Annotated in this window: 19 protein-coding genes, 2 tRNA genes and 1 rRNA gene; 19 read left to right on the plus strand and 3 right to left on the minus strand. The window is 53.4% G+C overall.

Going from position 1 to position 22,245, the window contains the following annotated elements:
- Positions 1-78: 78 nt before the first annotated feature.
- Positions 79-1,233: a rhomboid family intramembrane serine protease gene (locus BMX00_RS08980; RefSeq protein WP_090828692.1), complete on the minus strand. Its 1,155-nt coding sequence runs from the start codon at positions 1,231-1,233 to the stop codon at positions 79-81.
- A gap of 55 nt (positions 1,234-1,288) precedes the next feature.
- Between BMX00_RS08980 and BMX00_RS08985 the strand changes: the two genes are divergently transcribed.
- From BMX00_RS08985 to BMX00_RS09060, 15 genes are all read left to right on the plus strand, one after another.
- The gene (locus BMX00_RS08985) at positions 1,289-2,533 is read left to right on the plus strand and encodes a TIGR03790 family protein (protein WP_090828693.1); all 1,245 of its coding nucleotides are present in this window, start codon (positions 1,289-1,291) and stop codon (positions 2,531-2,533) included.
- Positions 2,534-2,741: 208 nt separating this feature from the next.
- On the plus strand, positions 2,742-4,658 hold the full coding sequence (gene thrS, locus BMX00_RS08990; RefSeq protein WP_090828694.1) for a threonine--tRNA ligase: 1,917 nt from the start codon (positions 2,742-2,744) through the stop codon (positions 4,656-4,658).
- Positions 4,659-4,685: 27 nt separating this feature from the next.
- Positions 4,686-5,303 carry a translation initiation factor IF-3 gene (gene infC, locus BMX00_RS08995; protein WP_218141528.1) on the plus strand — a complete coding sequence of 206 codons (618 nt, stop codon included), beginning with the start codon at positions 4,686-4,688 and terminating at the stop codon, positions 5,301-5,303.
- Between the two features lie 185 nt (positions 5,304-5,488).
- Positions 5,489-5,686, plus strand: a complete 198-nt coding sequence (rpmI, locus tag BMX00_RS09000) for a 50S ribosomal protein L35 (RefSeq protein ID WP_090828696.1) — start codon at positions 5,489-5,491, stop codon at positions 5,684-5,686.
- 11 nt (positions 5,687-5,697) lie between these two features.
- Positions 5,698-6,057: a 50S ribosomal protein L20 gene (gene rplT / locus BMX00_RS09005; protein ID WP_090828697.1), complete on the plus strand. Its 360-nt coding sequence runs from the start codon at positions 5,698-5,700 to the stop codon at positions 6,055-6,057.
- Between the two features lie 99 nt (positions 6,058-6,156).
- Complete coding sequence (gene pheS / locus BMX00_RS09010) at positions 6,157-7,182, plus strand: phenylalanine--tRNA ligase subunit alpha (protein WP_090828698.1); 1,026 nt, start codon at positions 6,157-6,159, stop codon at positions 7,180-7,182.
- Positions 7,183-7,333: 151 nt separating this feature from the next.
- Positions 7,334-9,730, plus strand: a complete 2,397-nt coding sequence (gene pheT / locus BMX00_RS09015) for a phenylalanine--tRNA ligase subunit beta (RefSeq protein WP_090828699.1) — start codon at positions 7,334-7,336, stop codon at positions 9,728-9,730.
- A 9-nt stretch (positions 9,731-9,739) separates the two neighbouring features.
- Positions 9,740-10,060 (plus strand): integration host factor subunit alpha, encoded by a 321-nt coding sequence (locus BMX00_RS09020; RefSeq protein WP_281245903.1) that lies wholly within the window; start codon positions 9,740-9,742, stop codon positions 10,058-10,060.
- Positions 10,038-10,421 (plus strand): MerR family transcriptional regulator, encoded by a 384-nt coding sequence (locus BMX00_RS09025; RefSeq protein WP_090828701.1) that lies wholly within the window; start codon positions 10,038-10,040, stop codon positions 10,419-10,421. Before BMX00_RS09020 ends, BMX00_RS09025 begins: the two co-directional genes overlap by 23 nt.
- A gap of 134 nt (positions 10,422-10,555) precedes the next feature.
- A tRNA-Pro gene (locus BMX00_RS09030) sits at positions 10,556-10,632 on the plus strand.
- 335 nt (positions 10,633-10,967) lie between these two features.
- The gene (surE, locus tag BMX00_RS09035; protein WP_090828702.1) at positions 10,968-11,708 is read left to right on the plus strand and encodes a 5'/3'-nucleotidase SurE; all 741 of its coding nucleotides are present in this window, start codon (positions 10,968-10,970) and stop codon (positions 11,706-11,708) included.
- A gap of 438 nt (positions 11,709-12,146) precedes the next feature.
- Positions 12,147-12,809 (plus strand): protein-L-isoaspartate(D-aspartate) O-methyltransferase, encoded by a 663-nt coding sequence (locus BMX00_RS09040; RefSeq protein WP_090828782.1) that lies wholly within the window; start codon positions 12,147-12,149, stop codon positions 12,807-12,809.
- Positions 12,810-13,009: 200 nt separating this feature from the next.
- Positions 13,010-13,912 (plus strand): peptidoglycan DD-metalloendopeptidase family protein, encoded by a 903-nt coding sequence (locus tag BMX00_RS09045; RefSeq protein ID WP_245727983.1) that lies wholly within the window; start codon positions 13,010-13,012, stop codon positions 13,910-13,912.
- Positions 13,909-14,868, plus strand: coding sequence for an RNA polymerase sigma factor RpoS (rpoS, locus tag BMX00_RS09050; RefSeq protein ID WP_177171821.1), 960 nt, complete (start codon positions 13,909-13,911; stop codon positions 14,866-14,868). The genes BMX00_RS09045 and rpoS overlap by 4 nt, the downstream gene beginning before the upstream one ends.
- A 758-nt stretch (positions 14,869-15,626) precedes the next feature.
- The gene (locus tag BMX00_RS09060; protein ID WP_090828705.1) at positions 15,627-16,052 is read left to right on the plus strand and encodes a group III truncated hemoglobin; all 426 of its coding nucleotides are present in this window, start codon (positions 15,627-15,629) and stop codon (positions 16,050-16,052) included.
- Between the two features lie 29 nt (positions 16,053-16,081).
- Here BMX00_RS09060 and BMX00_RS09065 read toward each other — a convergent pair whose 3' ends face one another.
- Together BMX00_RS09065 and BMX00_RS09070 are read right to left on the minus strand one after the other, a co-directional pair.
- Positions 16,082-16,534: a DUF1579 family protein gene (locus BMX00_RS09065; protein ID WP_090828706.1), complete on the minus strand. Its 453-nt coding sequence runs from the start codon at positions 16,532-16,534 to the stop codon at positions 16,082-16,084.
- A gap of 70 nt (positions 16,535-16,604) precedes the next feature.
- Positions 16,605-17,885: a DUF2130 domain-containing protein gene (locus BMX00_RS09070; protein WP_090828707.1), complete on the minus strand. Its 1,281-nt coding sequence runs from the start codon at positions 17,883-17,885 to the stop codon at positions 16,605-16,607.
- A gap of 464 nt (positions 17,886-18,349) precedes the next feature.
- Between BMX00_RS09070 and BMX00_RS09075 the strand changes: the two genes are divergently transcribed.
- From BMX00_RS09075 to BMX00_RS09090, 4 genes are all read left to right on the plus strand, one after another.
- Positions 18,350-18,964, plus strand: a complete 615-nt coding sequence (locus tag BMX00_RS09075; protein WP_090828708.1) for a superoxide dismutase — start codon at positions 18,350-18,352, stop codon at positions 18,962-18,964.
- A gap of 18 nt (positions 18,965-18,982) precedes the next feature.
- Complete coding sequence (gene tyrS / locus BMX00_RS09080; RefSeq protein ID WP_090828784.1) at positions 18,983-20,197, plus strand: tyrosine--tRNA ligase; 1,215 nt, start codon at positions 18,983-18,985, stop codon at positions 20,195-20,197.
- Between the two features lie 302 nt (positions 20,198-20,499).
- Positions 20,500-22,035, plus strand: a 16S ribosomal RNA gene (locus tag BMX00_RS09085).
- Positions 22,036-22,164: 129 nt separating this feature from the next.
- Positions 22,165-22,241: transfer RNA gene (locus BMX00_RS09090), tRNA-Ile, on the plus strand.
- Positions 22,242-22,245 lie beyond the last annotated feature (4 nt).

Below are 22,245 nucleotides of genomic sequence, written 5' to 3' on the forward strand. Positions count from 1 at the left end.
TTGAAAGAATGGACAAGGCACGCAGCGAAAATTCAGGCTTTGGCCGAGAATAAAGGCGGCAGTGCGAAATGCTTTCCGCTATCGCTCATCCTCCGTTTTTACTGAACCCCGGTCAGCCTTGTTATTTATCGACTTGTTGACGTCTTCCCTCTCGGGCTGAGCCGGTTGTTGCGATTGTTTTGCCATTTCCAAAGCGTGACGGATCTGTTCCGGTTCATGGGCGCGCAGCCCTTCCGCCAGAGCGCGCGAGGCATCCCGGCGGCGCTCCGCATAATGGCGCAGCGTCTCCAATGTGGCGGCGGAAGGCATGGCAGGGTTGGGTGGAATATGGGAAAGTTGCTCAAAGCTCTCTTCATAACGGTCGCTCACTACGGTATCGATGCGGCCCGCCAGCTCTTCAAAAGAGATATTACCCCGTTTGCCCTCATCCAGTATTTTCTGCCAAGCCTGGCTGATTGCAGCATCGTCACGCAGAAATTGTCCAATTTCCTTGCGCGCCAGCAATTCCTGGCTCCATAGATAAGCAGGCGCGGGGATTCCGCCGATAAGGATGACAATGGACAAAGCAAACGCGGCTCCCGCCAGGACCCGGGGGCGATGGGGGTCAGGTTTGGCTTTATTGATGGGTCGCGCTAATATTACTCCGCCAAGTATCCCGGCCAGGAAACCGCCGATATGTGCAGCGTTGTCGATTCCGGTAATCAAAAGGCCAAGCGCAAGACTGGCAGAGGCAAATCCGGCCGCTCCCCAGAAAAACCAGCGGAAATCTCGCGGATGAAGATTGCGGCGCTCACGCCAGAGAAATACCATCAGCGCGCCATACATCCCGAAAATAGCACCTGAAGCACCGCCGGAAATAGCCGCTCCCTTATGTGCGACGAGGGACAACAGGTTGCCGGTCAGGCCGCTGGAGAAATAAATGCCGGCAAAGCGGGCGTGCCCATACATGCGTTCCACCAACTGACCCCCATCCCAGAGTGCCCACATATTCAATGTCAAGTGAATAGCGCCGAAATGAAGGAACATGGCGGTGCCCAGACGCCACCACTCGCCATCCTGAGTAGCCGGGCCAAAGTTCGCGCCCCAAGCCAGTTGTATACTGTTGGCCGAGTGCCACAATCCCGCGCCGCTGGCAAGCATGGCGAGAAAGATCAGCAAATTGGCTGTTACAAGCAGCAGAGTCACGGGTACACGTGGCGCTCGTTGATAAAGCAGATCATGGAGGGAAAGCATGAACGGTGGACTCATTTCCGGTGACCCATTATTATGCATCGCTCGATAGCCATTCTTGTCCGCAAGCTTGAAGGTTTTAACACAGCTATTCCTTTATCTACTGATCTCTCTGCCGGCCCGCCCCTCGTTCGCCGACGCTCAACCGCGGATTCAGTTACCGCGTACGGGGCTGGCGCCTGGTGACTTGGCCGTCATTATTAATGATGCGGATCCGCTATCCAGGCAAATCGGTGATTATTATCAAAAGGTCCGTCATATCCCGGCAGCCAACGTGATCCATGTGGATTTTCCATCCGGGCGGGATATGCTCTCAAAGGATGAATTTCAGCAACTGAAGGCCGAGGTCGATCGGGCGACACCTCCTCATGTTCAAGCTTATGCTGTGGCTTGGACTGTTCCTTATAGAGTAAATTGCATGTCGCTTACCTCTGCATTGGCTCTTGGCTTCGATGAGAGTTATTGCTCATCGGAATGTGGTCCGACTAAACCCAGCCCTTATTTCAACTCTTCCAGCCTCAGTCCGGCGCGCGACTACCAGCTAAGACCTGCCATGATGCTCGCTGGCATAAACTTCGACCAGGTCAAGGCGCTAATCGATCGCGGTGTTGCCGCCGACCAGAGTTTCCCCAAGGGGCACGCATACTTGGTCATAACCCCGGATAAAGCACGCAGCGTGCGGGCAAGCTATTTCGAGCGGACTACAAAAGAACTGGCCGGTGTTTTTCCAATCGAAATTGTTGAAGCCGAGGCAATAACGGACCGACACGACGTCCTCTTTTATTTCACCGGGCTTGCGCAGGTACCCGACCTTCACACGCTGGAATTTCTGCCCGGCGCGCTGGCTGATCATTTGACCTCATCGGGCGGCCAGCTTACCGGTTCGAATCAAATGAGCAGCTTGAGGTGGCTGGAAGCAGGCGCCACCGCAAGTTACGGAACCGTGGTGGAACCATGCAACCATATGCAGAAGTTCCCTTTCCCGGGTATTGCGATGTTTCACTACGCGCTTGGCGCAAGCGCCATTGAAGCTTATTGGAAAAGCGTAGCCTGGCCAGGAGAAGGCGTTTTCATAGGTGAACCGCTGGCGCAACCCTTTGCGCCCAAGTTGCGGGAACTTCGACCAGGGCAGTTCGAGCTGCAAATTTTTTCGCCGCGCGAAAGGCGGCTCGGAGTGGAACGGTCCCTTTCGGCTGCCGGACCTTTCAGGCCGCTTCCCCGGCAAATTTCCCTACGCCGTGGCGCCAATCTGGTGCGCTTCAAACTCACTGAAACGGAAGGCTACCTCCGGTTGAGGTGGTGATGCGATACACGAATGCCATGAGCGCATCATCCACAGGGCTGTTATCTGCGCTTGCCGCGGAAAGCAGGGCAAAGCAGAATTTGGCAGGCTTTGGTCCATGTAGGGAATCTGTGGGAGAATCCCGTCTTGTGCTGTCCGGGTTCGGGAGAAAACCGGCTTTATCAAGGTCACGCAACTTTTAATAACACTATTTTTGAAAGGAAGAGCTGTGGCGGTCATTCGGTTACCGGACGGGTCGGAGCGCAGGTATGAACAGCCAGTGACGGTAGGAGAAGTTGCAGCGTCGATTGGCGCAGGACTGGCTCGTGCCGCCCTGGCGGGCAAAGTGAACGGCAAACTGGTGGATATGTCCAGCCGCATCGAAGCGGATAGCGAGCTGAAAATTGTTACCGAAAAGGATGCGGAGGGATTGGAAATCATTCGTCACTCTACCGCGCATTTGCTGGCGCATGCGGTGAAAGAGCTGTTTCCCGATGCACAGGTTACCATTGGTCCGGTAATCGAAGACGGCTTTTACTATGATTTTTCTTATAAGCGACCTTTTACACCGGAAGACCTGGCTGCGATAGAAAAACGCATGGCGGAAATCAGTACGCGTGATCTGAAAGTGGAACGCCAGGTGTGGGATCGCTCGGACGCTATCAATTTCTTCAAGAACCAGGGCGAACATTATAAGGCGCAGATTATCGAGTCCATCCCTGGAGACGAGGATGTTTCGCTCTATTCCCAGGGCAATTTCACCGACTTGTGCCGCGGTCCGCACGTACCGACCACTTCCAGGCTCAAAGTATTCAAATTGATGAAGCTGGCCGGCGCATACTGGCGCGGGGATTCCCACAACGAAATGCTACAGCGGGTTTATGGCACTGCCTGGGTCAAAAAGGAAGACCAGGACGCCTATCTGCATCGTCTGGAAGAAGCGGAAAAGCGGGACCATCGCAAGCTCGGCAGGCAATTGTCCTTGTTTCACATTCAGGAAGAAGCGCCGGGCATGGTGTTTTGGCATCCCAAAGGCTGGGTTATCTGGCAACAGGTGGAACAGTATATGCGGGACATATTCCGTAATAACGGTTACATGGAAATCCGCACACCGTCCGTTCTGGACAAAGGTTTGTGGGAACGCTCCGGGCACTGGGAAAACTTTCGCGAGAACATGTTCATCACCCGGGCGGAGGAGCGCGACTTTGCAGTCAAGCCGATGAACTGTCCCGGTCACGTCCAGGTATTCAGGCAGGGACTAAAAAGTTACCGTGACCTGCCCTTGCGGCTGGCAGAATTTGGTTCATGTCATCGAAACGAACCCTCCGGGGCTCTGCATGGTATCATGCGCGTGCGAGCGTTCACCCAGGACGATGCTCATATTTTCTGCGCCGAATCCCAGGTGCAGAATGAGGCTGTGCAATTTATCGACCTGTTGCAAAAGGTTTATGCAGATTTCGGATTTAACGAGATTCTGGTAAAACTTTCCACCCGCCCGAAGAAGCGCGTGGGCTCTGAAGAGCAGTGGGACAAGGCGGAAGCCGCACTAAAATCGGCATTGGATCACAAGAAGCTCGGTTGGGAACTCCAACCCGGCGAAGGCGCGTTTTATGGCCCCAAAATCGAGTTTTCGCTCAAGGACAGCATCGGCCGTGTATGGCAGTGCGGCACCCTGCAGCTCGATTTCTCCATGCCGGGGAGGTTGGAGGCCGAATTCGTGGCAGAAGATAATTCCCGCCAGGTGCCGGTAATGCTGCACCGTGCCATCCTCGGATCGTTGGAACGCTTTATCGGCATTATCATCGAAAATTATGCAGGGGCTCTTCCCTTGTGGTTGTCACCCGATCAGGCAGTGGTGTTGAATATATCTGAAGGACAAGCGGACTACGCACAAAGGATAACCGAGGAGCTCAAGCGCGGCGGCATTCGCGCGTACGCAGACTTGAGAAATGAGAAAATAACCTATAAAATCAGAGAACACAGTTTGCAAAAACTGCCCTACCAGATCATCGTGGGTGACAAGGAGGTGGCCGCACAAATGATTTCGGTGCGGAACCGGGCAGGCGCCAATCTTGGCCAGATGTCCTTAAACGGCCTGATTGAACGGCTCAAGGCAGAGATATCCGCGAAAGCTGGTGCGGTTTAATTTATCAATCAGATTTGGGGAATTACTATAGTTCAAGAAAAAGCAGCACGTATCAATCAAGAGATTAATGCGCCGGAAGTGCGTTTGATTGGTGCAGATGGAGAGCAGATAGGCGTAGTCACCCTGGCGGCTGCCAATCGTTTGGCGGAAGAAGCCGAAGTGGATCTGGTGGAAATTGCGCCTACCGCTCGGCCCCCTGTGTGCCGTTTGATGGACTACGGCAAATTCCGCTATCAGGAAAGCAAGAAAAAGCACGAGGCCAAGCTTAAACAAAAACAGATCCAGATCAAGGAAGTCAAGTTCCGGCCCAACACGGATGACGGCGATTATGCCATCAAGCTGCGCAACCTGATCAGTTTTCTGGAAGAGGGAGATAAAGCCAAAATCACGTTACGTTTCCGCGGTCGTGAAATGGCGCATCAGGAATTCGGTATACGCCTGCTGGAGCGCGTAAGGACGGATTTGGAACCCTATGCGGTGGTTGAGCAATTTCCGCGGATGGAAGGCAGGCAGATGGTAATGGTGCTATCCCCGAAGAAGAAAGAGGTAAAGATAGTCAAGCCTAAGGAATCCAAGCCAAAAATGGTTGGGGAGAACGGAGAAAACGGGGTTGTGGCGCAGAATCCTGGTCCGGTACAACCGTAGATATCCGTAGCTGAAAACCGGATTTCCGTTGTAATGCTTTCGTTTATAACGCAATTGAAAGCAGGTGCAGGGCAATTGCTTTTTTCCCGCAAGTGTTGTTCATTTTTTAAAAACCAAGTGATTTTCGGGTCTCAAAGTGTTCCGGACGGAAACACCCGCTGTCATATTAAAGCAGGAGTAGTGTCATGCCCAAGATGAAAACAAAGAGCGGCGCAGCCAAGCGATTTGTGGTGCGCGCTGGCGGAAGTGTCAAGCGTTCACAGGCGTTCAAGCGTCATATTCTTACCAAGAAAACCACGAAAAGTAAGCGGCAATTGCGTGGAACCGTCGGCGTGCATTGCAGTGATGTGGCATCCGTGCGCGCTATGCTGCCCTACGCATAGGAGAGAATGACATGCCAAGAGTAAAACGTGGTGTAACGGCTCACGCCCGCCATAAGAAAGTTCTGGATCTGGCAAAAGGCTACCGCGGGCGTCGGAAGAACGTCTATCGTGTCGCCAAGGAAGCAGTAATGAAAGCGGGGCAATATGCTTACCGTGATCGCCGTCAGAAGAAACGCCAGTTTCGGGCCTTGTGGATCGCTCGTATCAATGCCGCAGCGCGTGAATGCGGTCTGTCCTACAGCGTATTCATGAATGGCCTGAAGAAAGCTGCGATTGAGGTGGACCGCAAGGTACTGGCCGATCTGGCCATATTCGACAAGGCGACTTTTGCGAAGATAGCGGAACAGGCCAAAGCCAGTCTGGCTGTATAAAAGTAAAAGAATTGACGAAAACTGGAGGAGGCTAAAGGCAGAGGCGCCTTGCCTCCTTTTTTCTTGCAGAAGGCCGGCGGCCCATCCCTAGTATATTTCATGAATAATCTGGATCACCTCCTTAGCGAAGCCATCGATCTGTTCAACGGGATCAGTGACACTGCCGAGCTCGAGCAGGCAAAAGGGCGTTACCTGGGCCGGCATGGCAGGCTGACCGAGTTACTGAAGGGGTTAGGCAAGCTGCCGCCCCAAGATCGTCCTGCAATGGGCGTGCGCATCAACCGTGCAAAGGAAACATTGGAGGAAGCGCTCAACTCACGCCGCGATGCAATACAGCAAAAGGAGCTCGAAGCGCAGTTGGCGGAAGAGACACTGGATGTCACGCTACCCGGGCGGGGTATGGGAATGGGCGGACTTCATCCGGTAACCCGCACACTGGAGCGAATTCAGGCACTGTTTCACTCAATCGGATTTGCTGTAGCATCGGGTCCGGAAATCGAAACCGATTTCTACAATTTTACGGCGCTTAACATTCCCGAAAATCATCCGGCGCGTGCGATGCACGACACGTTCTATATAGATAACGGGGCCAATACGCATTTGCTGCGTACGCACACCTCGCCGGTGCAGATTCATTATATGCAGAAAACGCAGCCACCTTTAAAAGTGATTGCCCCAGGGCGCGTTTATCGCCGCGACTCCGATTTAACCCATACGCCGATGTTTCATCAGGTTGAAGGGTTATGGATTGCGGAAAATGCAAATTTTTCAGCGTTAAAGGGAGTGCTGGCAGACTTCGTGCAACAGTTTTTCGAGCGCGACAATTTGCCGGTACGCTTCCGTGCTTCATTCTTTCCTTTCACCGAGCCCTCGGCTGAAATGGATATTGGTTGTGTGATGTGCCGGGATGGCTGCCGCGTGTGCAGTTATACCGGCTGGCTCGAAGTGCTGGGTTGCGGCATGGTCCATCCTAACGTTTTCAAACATGTCGGTATAGACAGCGAAAAGTATATTGGTTTTGCTTTTGGCATGGGTGTGGAGCGGCTGGCCATGCTGAGATACGGCGTAAATGATTTGCGATTATTTTTCGAGAATGATCTCCGGTTCCTGAGACAATTCAATTAAAAGTTTTCCTTAAAGAGTTCCCCTCAAAGCATTCCCTCAACGTTTCCGTGCATCCAGATAAGCTTTCCCAGCTCTCAGCGAAAGGAGCGGGGAAGATATCTGAAGCGCATCAGGCGCATTGTGCCTTGTCCAAAAAGAACAATATATTCTCATGAAATTTTCGGAAAAATGGCTCCGCACTTTCGTTGACCCGCCTCTGTCAGCTACCGAACTGGCTAACGCCTTGACCATGGCGGGGCTCGAAGTGGAAGCTATTGAAGCGGTTGCCCCAGCCTTTGACAAGGTAGTGGTAGGTGAAGTGCTGTCTGCTCAGAAGCATCCCGACGCGGATCATCTTAGCGTATGCCGGGTAAACACTGGTTTAGCCACGAATGCGGAGCCACTGCAAATTGTGTGCGGAGCACCTGATACCCGGGCGGGAATAAAAGTGCCGTGCGCTCTACCGGGCGCTCAACTTCCGGGTATTACCATCAGGCAGACAACAATACGTGGCGTCGAATCCGCGGGAATGTTATGTTCAGCCCAGGAACTGGGTCTGCAGGGAGACTCGCAGGGTTTATTGTTGCTTCCCCCCGACGCTCCGGCAGGCGTGGATTTTCGCGATTATTATGAGTTGGATGACAAGCTTTTTACCCTCAAATTAACGCCAAATCGCGGCGACTGCCTTGGGTTGACGGGCGTGGCGCGGGAGGTGGCCGCTATTACTGGCGAAAACCTCTACCCTTTGGCGATTGAACCGGTCGCCAGCCAGATCGGCGATGCTCTGCCCATTAGCGTGGAGGCGCCGGATGCCTGCCCGCTGTATTGCGGTAGAGTCATACGAAATGTGACACTGGACGTGCCCACGCCACCATGGATGGTTCGACGCCTGGAACGCAGCGGCATCCGTGCCATCAATGTGGTGGTGGATGTGACCAATTACGTAATGCTGGAGACCGGGCAGCCGCTTCACGCTTTCGATCTCGCCAAAATTTCGGACGGGCTCGGGGGTAAGGGTTCGATTCACGTGCGCTATGCGAAGCACGGCGAGCAAATACAGTTGCTGAATGGTGAAGATCTCGTGTTGCAGCCCGATATGCTGGTCATTACGGATGAGGTGCAGCCGCTGGCATTGGCGGGCATCATGGGTGGTATTGAAAGCGGGGTGGAACCGCACACTAAGGATGTGTTTCTGGAAAGCGCTTTTTTTAGTCCCACGGTAATTGCCGGGAAATCGTTTACCCTGGGTTTCAGCTCGGATTCGGCTCATCGCTTCGAACGCGGCGTCGATTTTGCTGCCACGCGCGATGCGATGGAGCGCGCGAGCCGCCTCATACTCGATATTTGCGGCGGCCGGGCGGGACCGGTTTCTGAAATCAGAGGCGAGTTGCCACGGCGCGATCCCATATGTTTGCGTTTGGAAAGGACGCGGCGAATCCTCGGCATTGATCTCGGTGAAACCGGGATCGCGGAAATATTGCAGCGCTTGCAGTTCAACTTTCGATCCGCTGATGGTGTGTTTCATGTGACGCCTCCGACCTATCGCTTCGATCTTGCCATAGAAGAAGATTTAATTGAGGAATTGGCGCGGGTACATGGTTACAATCGCATTCCAGCCAATTTACCCGCCGCCGGGTTGGGTATGCTGCCGGATCCGGAAACCGCTCGCGCGCCGTCGCAGTTGCGGCAAATCCTGGCGGGGCGCGACTACCAGGAAGTAATCAATTATGGTTTCGTGGATGTCTCGTGGGAATCGGAGCTGGCGGGCAACAGGACACCGGTAATGTTGAAGAATCCGCTGTCCAGCCAGATGAGCGCGATGCGCAGCAGCTTGCTCGGCGGCCTGATATCAAACCTCCGGTTTAATCTCAACCATAAGCAGCCCAGGGTGCGCCTGTTTGAGATAGGCTATTGCTTTACAAAAGCAAGAGAAAAAGACAGAGATGTCTACTTGCAGGAGGAAAAACTGGCTGGACTCTGTTACGGCGATATCGTGGCAGAACAGTGGGATGCCCCTGCCCGCGAGGTGGATTTTTACGATGTGAAAGCTGATATCGAGGCGCTGTTCTGGCCGGCCTCGATACGCGCCGAACCGGCACCCCATCCGGCGTTGCATCCCGGCAAATCGGCGAGAATACGCTTGGGGGAAAAGGTTGCCGGCCATATGGGAGAACTGCATCCGCGCTGGCAGAAAAATTTCGATCTGCCTAAATCCGTAGTGTTGTTTGAACTGGATCTTGGCATTTTGATGGCGCGAACACTGCCGAGAGCCGCAGAGATTTCCAAATACCCACCGATACGGCGTGATATCGCCGTGGTAGTGGCTGAGAACATCGAGGTTCAGATGATGCTGGACTGCATGCAAGCTGAGAAATCGTCCATCGTTTCGGAAATTTCCTTATTCGATGTGTATCGCGGCAAGGGAGTCGAGCACAGCAAAAAAAGTCTTGCATTCCGTATCTTATTGCAAGATACTCAAAAAACGCTCACCGATGCGGAAGCGGATCGGGAGGTTGCAAGGTTGCTGAACATTCTGGAAAAACGGTTCGATGCAACGTTGCGTAACTAAGGAAAACGGGTGAAAGAGACTATGACCTTAACAAAGGCCGAACTGGCGGATTTGCTATTCGAAAGGGTCGGCTTTAACAAGCGCGAAGCCAAAGACATGGTGGAATCCTTCTATGAGGAGGTTCGCGTCGCCCTGCAAAATGGTGATGGCGTAAAACTTTCCGGCTTTGGCAATTTCCAGCTGCGGGATAAGCCCCAACGCCCCGGCCGTAACCCCAAGACCGGGGAAGAAATTCCGATTACCGCCCGACGGGTGGTGACTTTTCACGCCAGCCAGAAATTGAAAGCCATGGTAGAGAAAAATCAGCATGGAAAACATAATAGCCAGTAGTGCCCTGCCTCCCATTCCTGCAAAACGTTATTTTACGATTGGCGAGGTGAGCGAGCTGTGCGGGGTCAAACCCCATGTGTTACGCTATTGGGAGCAGGAATTTACGCAATTGAAGCCCATAAAGCGCCGCGGCAATCGTCGCTACTATCAGCACCATGAGGTACTGCTTGTCCGTCGTATCCGCGAATTGCTCTATGAAGAGGGTTTTACCATTCATGGCGCGCGCAGCCGCCTGGGTCAGGGGATGATCGAGGCGATGCCGTATGCCACTGCCTCAGCAACTCCACCATTGTCTTCGCCAATTGATCTGGCGCTATTACGGAGCGAGATTGAAAGTGTTGTTTCTTTGCTTCGGTCTTAACTTGGTTTAGCGCGTGTCTCCCGCGCCCGCACGCCATGAATTCACCCGCCTCATGGTACGGATAACCTGATTGATCCACAAGAAATATATTCAGCGACGCCTAACCTTCCTGCTTTTGCTATAATTTCAACCTTCGGGGCGTAGCGCAGCCTGGTAGCGTACTTGCATGGGGTGCAAGTGGTCGGAGGTTCAAATCCTCTCGCCCCGACCAGCCAAGCCACAATCTGATCGATTCCTCTGCATATCGAGGGCTAGCGTAATGAGCTGTCCTTCCCGATAAGCTAAAAACATCCAGCCCGGATACATCTCGGGATCGTGGGATGGTGGCAAGGTGATGTGCGACCAGAATTTTTCGCATCCCAAGTCAAGCTAATAGTCGAGTCTATTCGCCGGAAGCGGGGCAAAGATGCCGCAAACGCCCGTCAGCCTGTGAGGGCTAGCGGTACAAATTGAATTTCAGCTCTGTTAACCAATGGCGTTATTCACGCTGCTTGCGACAATTTTCCGGCCGGTCTGGTGAAATATCCGGGCTAGGGTACTGTTCGAATGCGCATATTGCTCAGCAACGATGACGGGTATTTTGCGCCTGGCCTAGCCTGTCTTGCGGAAGCGCTTTCCGCTATCGCGGACATCATCGTGGTCGCGCCCGAGCGCGACCGAAGCGGCGCGAGCAATTCGCTGACGCTCGACCGGCCTCTGAATTTACATAAATCGCACAACGGTTTTTATTATGTCAACGGGACTCCCACGGACTGTGTGCATCTGGCGGTAACCGGAATGCTGGACACATTGCCCGATATGGTGGTTTCCGGCATCAATTACGGTGCCAACATGGGCGACGATACAATTTATTCCGGCACTGTAGCTGCTGCCACTGAAGGTTTTTTGCTGGGCATACCTTCTCTTGCCATCTCTCTTGCAAGTTTTTCCGCGGGAAATTTTGTTACCGCAGCGCGCGTCGCGACAGAAATCGTGCAACGTTTGGAAAATGACAAGCTGCATGGGGCGGTATTGCTGAACATCAATGTTCCCGATATCGCTTATTCCGAACTGCAAGGCATGGAAGTTACACGCCTCGGCCGGCGGCACAAAGCGGAGCCGGTAGTCAGATCGAAAAGTCCGCGGGGCGAAACGGTTTATTGGGTGGGCGCAGCCGGACCCGCCCAAGATGCGGGCGAGGGTACGGATTTTTTTGCAATCAAGCGCAACCGTGTGTCTATAACACCGTTGCAAATCGACCTGACCCGGTATGGGCAGATGGATGCCGTGCGGGAATGGATCAAATAGCCCGCAAACCTCTGAGACCGGATGCGGCCGCGCAGGGTGGAGCAGTGCCTTCCGCAGGAAGGTGCGACCGGGAAGTGAGCGCTTCCGAAATTGATGAAGTTCAGTGAACATGTTCGGGGCATCCTCCTCGCTGTGCAATCCCCCTTTGCGGGAACCCTCGCCCGATGCTTCGGGAAGGCCCCCTCAGCGGGATGTGGGCCCCCACGAACGCGGTCACGGCACCCGACGCTGCCCGATCCCTGCTTCGCGGAGCCCGTTCGGCAACGCCTTGGGCGTCGCTGCGCCGCACTTTCTGAGATCGTAGATCACGCTACAATTAACGTCGCACGCTTGTGATCCTCCCGATCTTATCCCAATGCGAACCGCAGGAAACTTATTCAACATTTCCCGTCGCCATTTGGACATGGCTGCAGCCCCCTTCTCGAGGTAATGAAGAGCTTGAATAGCCATCACTCCGGAATCGGCATGACTTCTCAGCGGACCCGCGCGCGCATGATCGAGCGGTTGCGCGCACAAGGTATCGCTGACGAAGTGGTACTGGCGGCAATGAGCGTAGTTCCTCGCCATATTTTCGTCGAAGAAGTTCTGGCAACCCGCGCTTATGATGATGTTGCCCTACCTATAAACTTTGGACAGACTATTTCAAGCCCATTTATCGTAGCGCGCATGAGCGAGCTCGCACGCGCAGGCTCGAGCGTTGATAAAGTGCTTGAAATCGGATCAGGTTGCGGCTATCAGACAGCCGTATTGGCACAGCTTGCGCGCGAGGTCTATTCGATCGAACGGGTGGGCCCGTTGCTCACTCGCGCTCGTGCCCGCTTGCGTGAGTTGCGGCTCGGCAATATACGCCTGAAGCATGCTGATGGTTTGCTCGGGTTGCCAGAATGCGCGCCATTCGACGCAATTATCCTAACGGCCGCGACGGCACATATTCCTCCTCTGCTGCTTGAACAATTGGCGGTCGGCGGAAGGATGATTTTACCCAAGGGAAATCAAAAGCAGTCTCTGTGCGTTATCGAACGCAACTCGGACGGATATACGGAGATAATCCTCGATGAAGTGAAGTTTGTCCCCATGATGTCCGGTATCTGGAAACGTTAAAGTGAGAGATGGGAATGAGGCGTACAAGGATCAGGCAGGGGCACGCGAATAGTCGTGTATCGTCCGCCCGGGTTAAGATGGGATGCCGTCTTGGATCATTTACGGGAAAGAACTTTGCCCTTACATATGGGCCGTCCCTTCTTCGACCGTGCCTTCTTTTATCTCTGCTGATCACCGGTTGCGTATCGACCCAGCAACCCGTGCCAATCATTGATCGTACCACGGCAGAACCGCAAATTACGGTAGATACACCGGGTCCCACTTCCGAAATAACCGTCCAACGACCCAAGATCCATGTCGTGCAGAAAGGCGACACCCTCTATTCCATCGCGCTGAGTAACAGGGTTAGTCAAAAGGATTTGGCCGAATGGAACAATATTCACTATCCGGGTGCCATTCATGTTGGCCAACAGCTTTACTTGTCTCCACCCGCCGAACTGACGCAGCCTTCTCTTTTTTCACTCCCCCAACCCGCATCGCCATCCAAGGCTATCGCTACGCCCGGCACTCTTGCGCTATCGGAAGCAAAACCGCTGAGCAATACCGAAAAGCTGAAAAACCAGCCCAAAGCATTCAAACTGCCGTATTCCGAGCAGGCAGTAGCACAGTTAAAGGGCTTGGCCGATACCCCCGTGGCAGTTCTTCCGGCGGTGGCCAAGGCTGACGCAATGATTGAAAAAAATGCCGAAATCAGTGTCAAGCCCTCTACGGCGGAAGCTGTCCGAAATGACGATGGGGTTGAATGGATCTGGCCGACAAAAGGCAAAGTGCTGGAAGGGTTTTCCGAAAGTACCAAGGGCATCGATATTTCGGGCAAGCCGGGGCAAGCAGTCACCGCCTCGGCAGCAGGCAAGGTGGTCTATAGCGGCGCAGGATTGCGCGGCTATGGTAAGCTCATAATTATTAAGCATAATAATACTTATCTGAGCGCTTACGCTCACAACAATAAAATCTTGGTAAAGGAAGGACAAGCAGTAGCCAAAGGGCAAAAAATCGCTGAGATGGGAAATACTGACACCGATCTGGTAAAACTTCACTTCGAAATTCGGAAGAACGGAAAGCCTGTGGATCCACTGAAACATTTACCCGAGGTATCTGGATGAGCCAACTAAATTATAGCTGCGACGAAGAGCCGTTCGATCAGACGGATCCAATGGATCCAGATGACTTGCCCCCTGAAGTTGCCGAGGCAGCGCCGGCTGCTGGGGTGGAGCCTCAAAGCGATTATTTGCTGACCGATGTTACGCAAATCTATTTCAATGAGATCGGGCAAAACTGCCTGTTGACCGCGAAGGAAGAAGGGGAGCTGACTCGCCAGGTCAAGCAGGACAATTTTTCTGCGCGCCAGAAAATGATTGAGTGTAACCTGCGGCTGGTGGTAAATATCGCCAAGCACTATACCAATCATGGCGTAGCTTTGCTGGATCTGATCGAAGAAGGAAACATGGGAATGATGCACGCGCTGGACAAATTCGATCCGGAACGCGGGTTTCGTTTCTCCACCTATGCCACATGGTGGATACGCCAGAATATCGAGCGTTGCATCATGAACCAATCGCGGACTATTCGTCTGCCGGTACACGTCATTAAGGATTTAAACATTATTCTGCAGGCGGCCCGTCACCTCGAAGCGCATACCGGAAAGGAGCCCAAGGCCAATGATGTGGCGCATCTGCTCGGGCGCCCGGTAAAGGAAGTACAGCGAATGCTGTCCTTGAACATGAGCATGATGTCATTGGATGCGCCGCTCGAGGTTGACCCGTTGCTATCCATGGGTGACATCATGCCCGACGACAACACGCCTGGCCCCGATCTCATGCTGGAACAATCCGAGATCAAAGACCGGGTGCAAGAGTGGTTATACCGTCTAAATGAAAAACAACGTTATATAATCGAAAAGCGCTACGGCCTCAACGGTTATGAAATTCAAACACTGGAACAACTGGCCTCCACACTTGATCTTACCCGTGAACGAGTTCGCCAGATTCAGCTCGAAGCACTGCAGACGTTGCGTATCATATTGCGATGCGATGGAGTATCGCGGGAAGGGGTATTCTAGCGAGCCTCTGGACAAGTCCTCATGAGCCTCGCAAGCATGTTACAGTAACTCGGGAATATCACAAGGCGCGATGCAGAGTCGTAGCTGTTGGTCTGCGATGTCAGGAAGTCCAACGCGGTGGCGCCCCGGCGCTGCCCAAGGAGCCCGGACCCCGCGAAGCGGATCGGGCAAGGTCGAGTGCCGCGACCGCGTTTGTGGGCACCCGCTGCGGGGGCATCCCCAAGCATCGGCGATGACTCCTGCAAAGCGGGATCGCACAGCGAAGGGATGCCACGACCGTGTTCACTGAACTTCATCAATTTCGAAACTGCTCACTTCCAGATCGCACTTTCCTCCAGAAGGCACTGCTCCGCCCTAAAGCGGCCCACCATCCGGTCGCACCAATCGCTGCGTCACCTTTCGCTCATCCTACCCAGCCACAATCGCGTCCCGCGAGGACTTGTTCAGCGGGTCCCGACGTTTCCTACCCACTTTGCCGCAGGGCGGGCGGAGCTTGAGTTCAGAACTATGCAAGAAGGCGCCGGAGCAACTGGATCCGCCTGCTCCTCGTTAGCTTGACCGTCGTTGACCCTGAACTACCCCAAGCGATCAAGTGCCCGATTTAGGTTAAACTCTTTACTCGGTCAAACTTATCACATAAACTAATGTGATAAGTTATCAATACCGTCATGCGGAATCAGCGCTGTAACCCACGAAGATTCCAAATGACGGCTCCCCGCGTTTGCGATAATCTATTATTTTCTAACTTACTTATAGCCATGTCACAACTAGAGTTTATAGCCCCCGACCCCAACCTGTGTACCGAAGAGGAGATTTCGCAACTGGTCCATACATTTTATGCGCGGGCCAGGCGTGATCCATCTCTGGGTCCGATATTCGAAGCGCATGTCGTGGACTGGGATGCGCATTTTGTGCAAATGATCAATTTCTGGTCGATGAAACTGCGTGGCACCAGCCATTTTCGGGGTGCCCCCATGCCCAAGCATGTAGCTCTGCCGGGGCTCAACGCCCAATTGTTCGAAAGATGGCTGCAGCTCTTCCGTCAAACCACAAGCGAAATGGGTAATCCGATTTTGCAATTCAACGCTGATATGCTGGCCTATCATATCGGGACCAGGTTGTGGCAAAGGTATCAGATGGAGCGCTATCCCGACAGAGAAATGGTCGAGCTCTCCCAAATGTAGTTGTGGGTGCGACTCGCTCGTTGCCGATTTTAAACGCGCTCCTGTCCGGTTTTTCCAGCGTCGAGCGAGGCGGCCGAAGCAGGATCTGCGAGCAGCACTGTAGCTAATCTTAGTCGCGTTATGCTATGTAGACTCAGGCTTGCTCGGACGGGACGCGTATGGGCGCTATCGCGCATGATGGCCCAGCATTTTTCCGCTGGTTTATTGCACCCGGCGGACGAACGGGGCGGCTCGGCCACTACATTTTTCCGCTGATAATTCGCCATCATGAATGGGCGCCATTCTCCGTCATTGCCCAGCATATGCGATATCAATACCCGGTGGTCTTGACGCTTCACCTCAATCACGTCCCTGTACTTCACCAGATTCCCCTCCTCCGCGCAATTCGGACCCTCGGAATCGAGCGTCAGCATCTTTCCTTCCGGGCTCAACGGCCCGGCATACACCCATAGGTCGCGCGAGCTGGGTGGATCCGCCTCCATCCCGGATTAATATGACGTCTGGCCGTGTGGGTTCAGCAGCTGCAAAAGCGCAGCTCGCTGGAAAGAACCGTTACAATTCCTCGTCCAGGCCCAAGCTCTTCAGCTTGAGCCCCTTGATCTCTTGGAGCGACTTGCCCGCGATTCCTTGCAAGTCGCCGTACATGCCTACTGTTGCGCTCATTACGCGCATGATCTGCTCTTCGCGCTTGGCCCATTGCTTCATGATTACCTTGCGTTCCTTATCCAGGTCCTCCTGCATGGTGGAAAATGCTTCCACTATCGCCTCAACACGCTGACGGAAGCGCGGACCGGTGAGATACTGATAAATCAGTTCCGTTTTGGTTTGCAAGCCTTCGGAAGACTGGCGCACAAGCGCAAGCTCCAGCAGTGAGTGTCGCAGGACAAGCGCCACGGGGAGCGCGGCGCGCGGGTGCGCAACCCAGATGCCGTCGATCATTTCAAAAGTTTCCACACCTTTTGGCAACGTCTGGCTCACGATGACCGCGATTTCGGCTTTGGCGGCGCGTTGGTCTTCGCGCAATTTTGCAAGCCAGAGATCGCTCCAGTTTCTGGTACGTTTTGTCTCCCACAAAATCGTCCCCCCGGGTTGCCCGGCCGCACCCACGACACGGTGAAGAACATCCCCTCCATAATCGCCCTTGGGTACCGGCTCGATTGCATCGAAGGGAAACTTTATGCGTAACAGATTCTCAAGCGCGAGTTCCTGCACTTCGCCCTGCAATTGTTGCGAACCTTGCTCGGCTCTTCTCTTCAGTTCCTCGATTTTTTGCTGCATGGATGCGATGGTCTGATCTTTTTCCATTACCTTGAGTCTGAGACCTTCTTCCGCCTCCTGCCTGGCCAGCGCGCGCACCGCGTTGAGTCCATGCTGCACACGTGTTTCGATCGTAAGTTCGAGTTCGCGTTTGGCATCGTCGAGTTCGCGTTGTTTTCTGGCAAGTTCCGCTTGCACTTTTTGGGCCGCAGCCAGTTTCTCATCGCGTACCTTAAGAACTTCGTGAAGCTCCGCAATTTCCCGCGCTCTGCTATCCAGTTCGGCAGCATTGGCGAGTTTTGCCTTTCTGGATTCTTCGGCAATAACGCGATTACGCTCTGTACTCAACTGCGCGGCGACCTGGCTGGCTATCTGATCATCCAGCGTGCGTCTGGCTTCCGCAATTTGCTTTTCTTTTTCGCGAATACCTTGTTCGCGCCCTGCGATTTCCCCATCCTTTTGCAAAAGTCTCTGCTCGTATTGCTGGCGCGTGGCATTTATAAGCGGTGCCGCAAGCGATTCGGTAAGCCGGATTTCGGCTTGGCACTTAGGGCACTTAATGGTAGGTTCTGTCATATTCATTTCCCCTAAAGCGTTAGTAGCTGAATCCAGCCTTGCTGGATGCCGATTGTTGTTCGCGATTATAAGCCAGGCATTTGTTGCCTCGCTGCGCGATCGCCTGATTTACGTAGCCGCCAATACGGGGAAGAACATATTTGAGATATACTTGGTTTTAGAAACTGACAGGTAAATTATCCGGAACGAGCCCGGGGATCACCTGGCTTTGAAAATCTCTCGACGAATCCGCTGTTTCTGCCGAGCTGATTCAGCGTATCCTTGGTCACTTCATTACAAACCAGTTTTCAATTCTACTTATTTATTATCATCGCCTGTGTCCTTCATGAGTTGGAGCGGCAGGTTTTTGGCAGAGATATAAGCTATCTCTTACGCCTTGTCGGTTGCTTTTATATGCCTTACTCTGCATAAATCAGAGAGTAAGAACGGATCAGATTTTATGTCACCACATAGGAGCGAAAAAGATGAGCAATCAAACTGGAAATGCGCCACATACCCTCCCACCTCTGCCCTATTCGGATAACGCGCTGGAGCCTGTCATATCGGCAAATACACTCGGTTTCCATTACGGGAAACATCACAAGACTTATGTCGACAACCTCAACAAGCTGATAGCCGGGACCGAGCTTGCGGATGTGTCCCTGGAGGGGGTCATCGCCGCAACGGCTGGCCAGGCCGACAAGGTAGCGATTTTCAACAATGCGGCACAAGTCTGGAATCACACATTCTACTGGAACAGTCTGTCGCCAAAAGGAGGCGGTGAGCCCCCCGCATCTTTGAGGCAAAAGATCGAAACCTCGTTTGGTGGTGTGGATGCGTGTAAAAAAGAGCTGGCGAACGCCGCGACCACACAGTTCGGCAGTGGCTGGGCATGGCTGGTAAAGGATGGGGACAGTCTCAAAGTGATAAAGACGAGCAATGCGGATCTGCCAATCATTAAAGGGCTGAAGCCGCTGTTAACGATCGACGTATGGGAACATGCATACTACCTCGATTATCAGAACCGTCGTGCCGATTACGTCAGCGCCGTCCTTGATAAGCTGATCAATTGGGGATTTGCCGCGGACAATGATGTTTAAAACACACTGGTTGTGACGGTGGCGAGACAGATTCCAGAAGAGCTGGAAATTATCCGACGCGGTTGTAGCGAGCTTCTGCTAGAAGAGGAGTTGAAGCAGAAGCTTGCTTCCAATCGGCCTCTCAGAATCAAGGCGGGATTCGATCCCACAGCGCCGGATCTGCATCTGGGGCATACTGTCCTGCTCAATAAGATGCGCCATTTTCAGGATTTAGGGCACCATGCCCTCTTCCTGATTGGCGATTTCACGGGAATGATCGGCGATCCCAGTGGCAAGAATACCACTCGCCCTGCTCTCACGCGCGAACAGGTGATCGAGAACGCACGATCCTATCAGAACCAGGTTTTCCGAATACTCAAACCTGAACAGACCGAGGTCGTATTCAACTCCGCCTGGATGGATCAATTCAGCGCCGCCGACCTGATAAAACTGGCGGCGACTCATACCGTCGCGCGCATGCTGGAGCGTGACGATTTCGGAAAACGCTATCGAAGCAACAAGGCGATCGCCATTCACGAATTCATTTATCCTCTGATCCAGGGCTATGATTCGGTTGCGCTCAGGGCAGATGTCGAACTGGGTGGCACCGATCAGAAATTCAATTTGCTGATGGGCCGTGAATTGCAGAAGCATTTTGGGCAATCGCCTCAGTGTATTCTGACCATGCCGCTTCTTGAGGGGCTGGATGGCGTCAGCAAAATGTCCAAATCCACGGGCAACTATGTTGGAATTACCGAGAGTCCCGCCGAAATTTTCGGTAAGCTGATGTCGATTTCCGATGAACTGATGTGGCGATACATCGATTTATTATCTTTTGAGCCTACCAGTGTCATCCGCCAGTGGCAGCACGAGGTGAAGCATGGCTGTAATCCGCGGGATATCAAAGTCATGTTTGCCCAAGAAATCGTTGCGCGTTTCCACAGCAATCAGGATGCCGAAAAAGCGCTTGCTGATTTCGAGGCCCGTTTCAGGCGCGGTGGAACTCCGGACGATATACTGGAAAAATTATTGCATACCGGAAAAGAAGGTTTATCCATTTCCCAGTTGCTCAAGCAGGCTGGATTGACCGCCAGTACGACAGAAGCACTGCGCATGATTGAGCAAGGTGGTGTAAAATTAAATGGCGAAAGGGTCAGCGATAAAACTATCACACTGGGTCGTGGTCAAACCGCTGTGGTGCAAGTAGGCAAGCGAAAATTCGCCAGGGTGACAATCTCCCCTGACGGAGAATAAAAACAAAAGACAAAAGTCCTTGACCGTCTCTCTGGTATCTGTATAATGCCGCCTTTCGTTGCTTGGCTTGTAGGGTGTTAAATTTCAAGCCGGCACTGCTCTTTAACAATTTACAGCCGATAGGTGTGGGCATTTGACTGGGACACTATGGCTATTCTCTTCTTAAAAGGGGATGGCCGAGTATCAAAAGTTGAAGTGCTCGCACGAAGTAAGAAGATTCCAATTGCCCCGGGAACTCAATTTGAGGACTCAGGGTAAATTCGGAATCGGGTAATACGTCAAGCGAGAGTTTTACCAGTATTAAACTGAAGAGTTTGATCCTGGCTCAGATTGAACGCTGGCGGCATGCTTTACACATGCAAGTCGAACGGCAGCACGGGGGCAACCCTGGTGGCGAGTGGCGAACGGGTGAGTAATGCATCGGAACGTATCTTCGAGTGGGGGATAACGCACCGAAAGGTGTGCTAATACCGCATAATCTCTACGGAGAAAAGCAGGGGATCGCAAGACCTTGCGCTCTTAGAGCGGCCGATGCCTGATTAGCTAGTTGGTGAGGTAAAGGCTTACCAAGGCGACGATCAGTAGCTGGTCTGAGAGGACGACCAGCCACACTGGGACTGAGACACGGCCCAGACTCCTACGGGAGGCAGCAGTGGGGAATTTTGGACAATGGGGGAAACCCTGATCCAGCCATGCCGCGTGAGTGAAGAAGGCCTTCGGGTTGTAAAGCTCTTTCAGCCGGAACGAAACGGTCACGGCTAATACCCGTGACTACTGACGGTACCGGAAGAAGAAGCACCGGCTAACTACGTGCCAGCAGCCGCGGTAATACGTAGGGTGCAAGCGTTAATCGGAATTACTGGGCGTAAAGCGTGCGCAGGCGGTTTTGTAAGTCAGATGTGAAATCCCCGGGCTTAACCTGGGAACTGCGTTTGAAACTACAAGGCTAGAGTGTGGCAGAGGGGGGTGGAATTCCACGTGTAGCAGTGAAATGCGTAGAGATGTGGAGGAACACCGATGGCGAAGGCAGCCCCCTGGGTTAACACTGACGCTCAGGCACGAAAGCGTGGGGAGCAAACAGGATTAGATACCCTGGTAGTCCACGCCCTAAACGATGTCAACTAGTTGTCGGGTCTTAACGGACTTGGTAACGCAGCTAACGCGTGAAGTTGACCGCCTGGGGAGTACGGTCGCAAGATTAAAACTCAAAGGAATTGACGGGGACCCGCACAAGCGGTGGATTATGTGGATTAATTCGATGCAACGCGAAAAACCTTACCTACCCTTGACATGTACCGAAGCCCGCTGAGAGGTGGGCGTGCCCGAAAGGGAGCGGTAACACAGGTGCTGCATGGCTGTCGTCAGCTCGTGTCGTGAGATGTTGGGTTAAGTCCCGCAACGAGCGCAACCCTTGTCATTAATTGCCATCATTCAGTTGGGCACTTTAATGAGACTGCCGGTGACAAACCGGAGGAAGGTGGGGATGACGTCAAGTCCTCATGGCCCTTATGGGTAGGGCTTCACACGTAATACAATGGCGCGTACAGAGGGTTGCCAACCCGCGAGGGGGAGCTAATCTCAGAAAGCGCGTCGTAGTCCGGATCGGAGTCTGCAACTCGACTCCGTGAAGTCGGAATCGCTAGTAATCGCGGATCAGCATGTCGCGGTGAATACGTTCCCGGGTCTTGTACACACCGCCCGTCACACCATGGGAGTGGGTTTCACCAGAAGCAGGTAGTCTAACCGCAAGGAGGGCGCCTGCCACGGTGAGATTCATGACTGGGGTGAAGTCGTAACAAGGTAGCCGTAGGGGAACCTGCGGCTGGATCACCTCCTTTCAGAGAAATTCCTGGTTCAAGTGTCCACAACCTATCGGTTGTTTTGAAAAGCAAGACTGGGGGCCGGGGAGTGGAAGGCTGGAGAAACTAAGCCCAGCCCTTTGGTCCTTGACTCTTGGGCTCTGTTCAGGGTCTGTAGCTCAGTTGGTTAGAGCACACGCTTGATAAGCGTGGGGTCGGTGGTTCAAGTCCACCCAGACCCACCAGCTA

It is taken from the genome of Nitrosovibrio tenuis, assembly GCF_900109785.1.
In the GTDB taxonomy this organism is placed as follows: Bacteria; Pseudomonadota; Gammaproteobacteria; order Burkholderiales; family Nitrosomonadaceae; genus Nitrosospira; species Nitrosospira tenuis_A.

Bases quoted from the DNA above. Each gene is read 5' to 3' on its own strand.
- BMX00_RS08980 (WP_090828692.1), bottom strand. From the start codon at position 1,233: ATGCTTTCCCTCCATGATCTGCTTTATCAACGAGCGCCACGTGTACCC.
- rpmI (WP_090828696.1), top strand. From the start codon at position 5,489: ATGCCCAAGATGAAAACAAAGAGCGGCGCAGCCAAGCGATTTGTGGTG.
- rplT (WP_090828697.1), top strand. From the start codon at position 5,698: ATGCCAAGAGTAAAACGTGGTGTAACGGCTCACGCCCGCCATAAGAAA.
- pheS (WP_090828698.1), top strand. From the start codon at position 6,157: ATGAATAATCTGGATCACCTCCTTAGCGAAGCCATCGATCTGTTCAAC.
- pheT (WP_090828699.1), top strand. From the start codon at position 7,334: ATGAAATTTTCGGAAAAATGGCTCCGCACTTTCGTTGACCCGCCTCTG.
- BMX00_RS09025 (WP_090828701.1), top strand. From the start codon at position 10,038: ATGGAAAACATAATAGCCAGTAGTGCCCTGCCTCCCATTCCTGCAAAA.
- surE (WP_090828702.1), top strand. From the start codon at position 10,968: ATGCGCATATTGCTCAGCAACGATGACGGGTATTTTGCGCCTGGCCTA.
- rpoS (WP_177171821.1), top strand. From the start codon at position 13,909: ATGAGCCAACTAAATTATAGCTGCGACGAAGAGCCGTTCGATCAGACG.
- BMX00_RS09060 (WP_090828705.1), top strand. From the start codon at position 15,627: ATGTCACAACTAGAGTTTATAGCCCCCGACCCCAACCTGTGTACCGAA.
- BMX00_RS09065 (WP_090828706.1), bottom strand. From the start codon at position 16,534: ATGGAGGCGGATCCACCCAGCTCGCGCGACCTATGGGTGTATGCCGGG.
- BMX00_RS09070 (WP_090828707.1), bottom strand. From the start codon at position 17,885: ATGACAGAACCTACCATTAAGTGCCCTAAGTGCCAAGCCGAAATCCGG.
- BMX00_RS09075 (WP_090828708.1), top strand. From the start codon at position 18,350: ATGAGCAATCAAACTGGAAATGCGCCACATACCCTCCCACCTCTGCCC.